The sequence below is a fragment of the Nocardia sp. NPDC004582 genome (assembly GCF_053602115.1).
The window spans coordinates 1-4,547 of sequence record NZ_JBSGCY010000252.1; the positions used below are offsets into that span (position 1 = coordinate 1).

General features: G+C 69.6%; 6 protein-coding genes. 3 read left to right on the top strand and 3 right to left on the bottom strand.

Annotated features, from left to right (window positions below; all coding sequences use genetic code 11):
• Nucleotides 1-61: 61 nt before the first annotated feature.
• Nucleotides 62-718, bottom strand: coding sequence for an NADP-dependent oxidoreductase (locus ACWELJ_RS33385; RefSeq protein ID WP_452370060.1), 657 nt, complete (start codon nt 716-718; stop codon nt 62-64).
• Nucleotides 719-829: 111 nt separating this feature from the next.
• On the opposite strand from ACWELJ_RS33385, the gene ACWELJ_RS33390 reads away from it, so the two are divergent.
• Nucleotides 830-1,228, top strand: coding sequence for a winged helix-turn-helix transcriptional regulator (locus tag ACWELJ_RS33390; RefSeq protein ID WP_452370061.1), 399 nt, complete (start codon nt 830-832; stop codon nt 1,226-1,228).
• Here ACWELJ_RS33390 and ACWELJ_RS33395 read toward each other — a convergent pair.
• Nucleotides 1,210-1,788 (bottom strand): TetR/AcrR family transcriptional regulator, encoded by a 579-nt coding sequence (locus ACWELJ_RS33395; RefSeq protein ID WP_452370062.1) that lies wholly within the window; start codon nt 1,786-1,788, stop codon nt 1,210-1,212. The two genes, ACWELJ_RS33390 and ACWELJ_RS33395, sit on opposite strands and share 19 nt — an antisense overlap.
• Nucleotides 1,789-1,872: 84 nt before the next feature.
• On the opposite strand from ACWELJ_RS33395, the gene ACWELJ_RS33400 reads away from it, so the two are divergent.
• Nucleotides 1,873-2,844, top strand: coding sequence for a quinone oxidoreductase family protein (locus tag ACWELJ_RS33400; RefSeq protein WP_452370063.1), 972 nt, complete (start codon nt 1,873-1,875; stop codon nt 2,842-2,844).
• 25 nt (nt 2,845-2,869) lie between these two features.
• On the opposite strand, the gene ACWELJ_RS33405 is transcribed toward ACWELJ_RS33400, so the two are convergent.
• Nucleotides 2,870-3,412, bottom strand: coding sequence for an LppU/SCO3897 family protein (locus ACWELJ_RS33405; protein ID WP_452370065.1), 543 nt, complete (start codon nt 3,410-3,412; stop codon nt 2,870-2,872).
• A gap of 163 nt (nt 3,413-3,575) precedes the next feature.
• Here ACWELJ_RS33405 and ACWELJ_RS33410 point away from each other — a divergent pair.
• Nucleotides 3,576-4,547, top strand: a 972-nt coding sequence (locus ACWELJ_RS33410) for an AAA family ATPase (RefSeq protein WP_452370064.1), incomplete at its 3' end; no start/stop codon positions are given.

Sequence of the window (4,547 nt, forward strand, 5' to 3'; positions counted from 1 at the left end):
GAAACATCGAATTGACTATCGAGTCCCACACCGGAAAGGACATCTCCTGGGCAAGCCTGTCTCAGGACGAGGTTGTCTTCCCTCCGGGCACCAGGGCGCGCACGGCCTCGCCCAGGCGCGCGCCACGCGGGACGAAGAACTCCGCACCCAGCTTGCGAACCGGCTCCTCGTCCCCGGCCGCGGCCGTCGCCACCACCCGAAGTCCGCGCGCGACGGCCACCTCCACGGCGAATCCACCGACCGCACCCGCCGCCCCGGTGATCAACACGGTCTGCCCGGCGTTCAGAGCCAGCGCGTCCAGCGACTGGTGGGCCGTCAGCGCGTTCAGCGGCACCGTCGCCGCCTCGGCTGCCGATACCGTGCGCGGCGCTGCCGCGACCGTCGCGGCGTCCAGGACCACGAAGTCGGCGTGCGTACCCAGCGGGACGTCCAGACGATCGGACAGGCCGAAGACCTTGTCGCCGACAGCGAAGTCCGCTACACCGGGGCCGATCTCGTCGATCGTGCCCGCGACATCCCAGCCGAGACCGATCACCTCCCGCGGCGTCAACAGGCCCGCCTCCGCCAGCCCGCCGGAGCGGGTGTGCAGATCGACCGGCTGCACGGCCGCGGCGGCGACGCGGATCCGGACCTGGCCCGGCCCCGGGGCCGGCACCGGCACCTCGGCCAGCTCCAGCACCTCGGGGTCTCCGAAGGATCGAATGATGACGGCACGCATGTGAAATCTCCTCTGCTGTACGGTTTCCCAACCCCTCACCGAACCTAGGGAGTGTTACTCTCCCTCGGGAAGTACGTACCTCGGAGTGCGTACCGAACGTCAGGGAGAGTCATGGCGACCAAGACCGCCGCCCAGCGGCGCACCGAAGCCCGGCGCGACTATGACGCCTACATCCAGGAATGCCCCACCCGGCACCTGCTCGACCGGATCAGCGACAAATGGGTCAGCCTGCTGCTCAACGCACTCGCCGACGGTCCCCAGCGGTACAGCGATCTCAACCGGATCGTGGCCGGTGTCAGCCAGAAGATGCTCACCCAGACCCTGCGCGGCATGGAACGCGACGGACTGGTGAGCCGCACCGTCACACCGTCGGTCCCGGTGCGGGTCGACTATCGGCTCACGGCGCTCGGGCAGAGTTTGCTGCCGGTCATGCGGGCCATCAAGAACTGGGCCGAGACCCACATCGAGGATGTGCTCGCGGCCCGCGAGAGCTACGACGCCGCGGGCTGATCGATCACCGATCGGACCAGTTGCCGGACACCGTCGAGCAGGCGGTCCCGCTGGCCCGAACGGACCAGATAGGGCACCAGTTCACCACCGAGCGGTGCCAGCAGCAGACCACCGACCACCTCGGCGTCGAGGTCGGGGCGGATCTCGTGCAGCAGCGTGCCGATGTGGTTCGCCCAGAAGGCGTGGAATTCGTCGCGGCGCGGGTGCGGCGGTAGCGCCTGGTAGGCGACGTTCAGTTCCAGGTCGTCGGCGATCAGCCGGGTCATGGCGTCGAAGTAGGCCAGCAGTCGATCGGCAGCGGGCGCGCCCGGGCCCAGCGGCGGCGGACCACTGGTCACCGCCTCCATCAAGCCGAGCGCCCCGTCGGCGACGAGCTCGTAGAGCAAGCCCGCGCGGTTGCCGAACCGGTGGAACAGCGTGCCCTTGGCCACGCCCGCCGCGGCGGCGATGCGGTCCATCGTCGCCGCCTCCGCGCCTTCCTCGGCGAACAGCTTGCGGGCCGCGGCCAGGATTGCCTGACGGTTGCGGGCCGCGTCGGCGCGTTCCTTGGGCGGGTTCATATCACCACTTCCATTGACAACTTGACCGGCGGTCAATATCTTCGCAGACAGATCTTGACCGTCAGTCAACTTATGAGGTTCTCAATGCAAGCAATCCTATTGACCGGCACCGGCGAGCCCGACGTCCTGGTGGCCGGAGAGGTCCCCGCACCGCGCCCACAGGCCGGGGAGATCCTGGTGCGGGCCGAGGCGATTCCCGTGCTGTTCCCCGAGACCATGCTGCGGTCGGGGGCGTTCCCGCTGCCGGTGCAGTTTCCCCTCGTGTTCGGCACCCAGGCCGCGGGCGTCGTCACCGAAATCGGCGCGGGCGTGGACACCTCACTTCTCGGACAGCGAGTGGTGGTGAGCAGCAACAGCTTCGGCACCTACGCCGAACAGATCTGCGTCCCCGCCCAGGCCGCCACCCCGATCCCCGACGGGCTCGGCACCGACGCCGCCGCGGCCGTCGCCATGAGCGGATCGGTCGCCATTCCCCTGCTCGAGACCGCGCGGCTCACCGGTACCGAGACGATCCTCATCGAGGCGGCGGGAACCGGCGTCGGGGCCTACCTCACCCAGCTGGCCAAGGAGTACGGCGCGGCCCGCGTCATCGCCACCGCGGGCGGGCCCGAGAAGGCCGCGCGGGCCCGCGAATTCGGTGCGGACCTCGTCGTCGACCACCACACGCCCGGCTGGACCCGGCAGCTGGCCGACCTGCTCGGCGGCGCGACAATCGATGTGGTCTTCGACTCCGTCGGCGGCGAATCCGCGCTCGAACTCCTGGATCTGATGACCCCGCTGCGCGGGCGGATGCTCAGCTACGGCTTCCTGTCCGGCGCGCCCGCGCAGGTCGGCGCGATGGATCTGATCATGCGCGGCCTGACCCTCACCGGGTGCTCCGGCCCAGCCTGGCTGGCCGGGGTCGCGGCCGCGACCGGGGCCGCCCTGCACCGGGCCGCCACCGGGTCGCTCACCCCGCTGATCGATCGCGTGCTGCCGCTGCACCAAGCCGCACATGCCCACCGCCTGCTCGAGGATCGCGCCGCCAAGGGCACGATCATCCTGCGCGCCGGCTGAGCGACCCGCAGCGGTCCCGCGACGCTCAGAGGTCCTTCAAGCAGAACGTCATCGGCTGTTCGGTCAGGGTGATGACCTTGTCGGCTTCGGAATCGCAGAGGTTCTCGTCCGACTGGCCGTCGAACCGGCTCAGCACCCGGAAACTCGCGTTGGTCGAACCGCATTCGGCGAACTGATAGCCGGTCATCATGCTCTCGTGATAGCAGGCGCCCGGCTGGAAATTCGGCGCCAGACACAGGTAGGCCATCGAGGCGCCGTTGAGCGTCTCCTCGTAGGAGGTGTAGTCGGCGGCGCACTCGGCCTTCGCGCTCGAGTGCTTGGCCACCTTGTACACCGCCTTCGGGGAGGCGCAGTCCACCGGCTCGGTCTTGGAATTGATCATCGACCCCTCGATAACGTTGATGCAATCGCCGACCTTCGACCGTCCGGTATCGGACTTCCCCGCGTCCTTGAGGCTGTCCGCGCCCTTCTGCACCGCCGAGCAACCCGCCAGCGCCAGCGCGAAAACCGCCACCGCCACCGGAATCAGCCGCCACCAGCGCCGCATTCCCGCCGAACTCACCTGCATCGTTGTCACGAACCTCTCTCGCCGGTCATCATCTCGAACCCCGACAACCAAACCCGGACCGCGATCGGCGAGCATCCGTGGAACCACGGGATCGGCCCGGAATCCGGACGAATCCGACATCGCGCTAGGCTCCGGCGGGGGCCGTTCGCTCGGAAAGGAGTGCGTGATCGAGCCATTCGTCGGCCGCGTTCACGAACTCGCCGTGCTGGACGCGACCTACCACACGCCCGCTCGCCGCCGCGTGTACCTCGTCGAAGGCCCGGCCGGCATCGGAAAGTCCAGGCTCCTGGCCGAATCCGCGCGCCGCGCCCGCGACGCGGGTTTGCGCACCATCACCGTCACCGCCACCGAGTACGAGCAGTCGACGCCACGGCATGTCTTGCTCGAACTCGCCGACCAGCTCGACGGCGACATCCCCGATGACACGATCGCCACCGCCGGTACCGGGGAATCGGCGCGCTGGCTGCGGAATCGGCTCTCACCCTCCCCCACCGTCCTGATCGTCGACGACACGCACTGGGCGGATACGGCGTCACTCCAGGTGCTGGCCTTGCTGATCCGGCACTCCCCCGAGGCCGCGAACGTGGTCCTCGCCTACCGAGCGGGACAATTCCCCGCCGAACTCGGCGCGGCACTGCGCACCCCGCGCGCCGAGATCACGCACCTGACCGTGCCGCCGCTCTCCGCCGACGAGGCGACCGCGCTGCTCCCCGACCTCCCGCCCGCGCGCCGGGCCCGGCTCGTCGCGGCGGCGCAGGGGAATCCGCTGTACCTCCAGGTGCTCGCCGAACTCAGCCCCGCGGAACTCGACGAGACACTGCGACCCGACGATCCCGGCACACCTGGTAACCCGCACGGACAGGGGAACGGGCACGGAGCATTGGATCGCACCCTGCGAGCCGAACTCGCGCACTTGCCACCCCGCGAACAACTCGTCGCCCAGGCCGCCGCCGTCTGCGGCGCGACCGCGGACACCGAACTGCTCAGCACCACCGCCGAAGTCGCCCACACCGACCTCGACGCCGCCGTCGACGACCTGGCCCGCCGCGGCTGGCTCACCGTCACCGCCGGCACGATCGACTTCCGCCACCCCCTCATCCGCACCGTCGGCCAATTCGGTGATGCGCGGGGCCAG

Coding starts and splice junctions, on each gene's coding strand:
- ACWELJ_RS33400 (WP_452370063.1), top strand. CDS start 1,873: ATGCAAGCAATCCTATTGACCGGCACCGGCGAGCCCGACGTCCTGGTG.
- ACWELJ_RS33395 (WP_452370062.1), bottom strand. CDS start 1,788: ATGAACCCGCCCAAGGAACGCGCCGACGCGGCCCGCAACCGTCAGGCA.
- ACWELJ_RS33405 (WP_452370065.1), bottom strand. CDS start 3,412: ATGCAGGTGAGTTCGGCGGGAATGCGGCGCTGGTGGCGGCTGATTCCG.
- ACWELJ_RS33390 (WP_452370061.1), top strand. CDS start 830: ATGGCGACCAAGACCGCCGCCCAGCGGCGCACCGAAGCCCGGCGCGAC.
- ACWELJ_RS33385 (WP_452370060.1), bottom strand. CDS start 718: ATGCGTGCCGTCATCATTCGATCCTTCGGAGACCCCGAGGTGCTGGAG.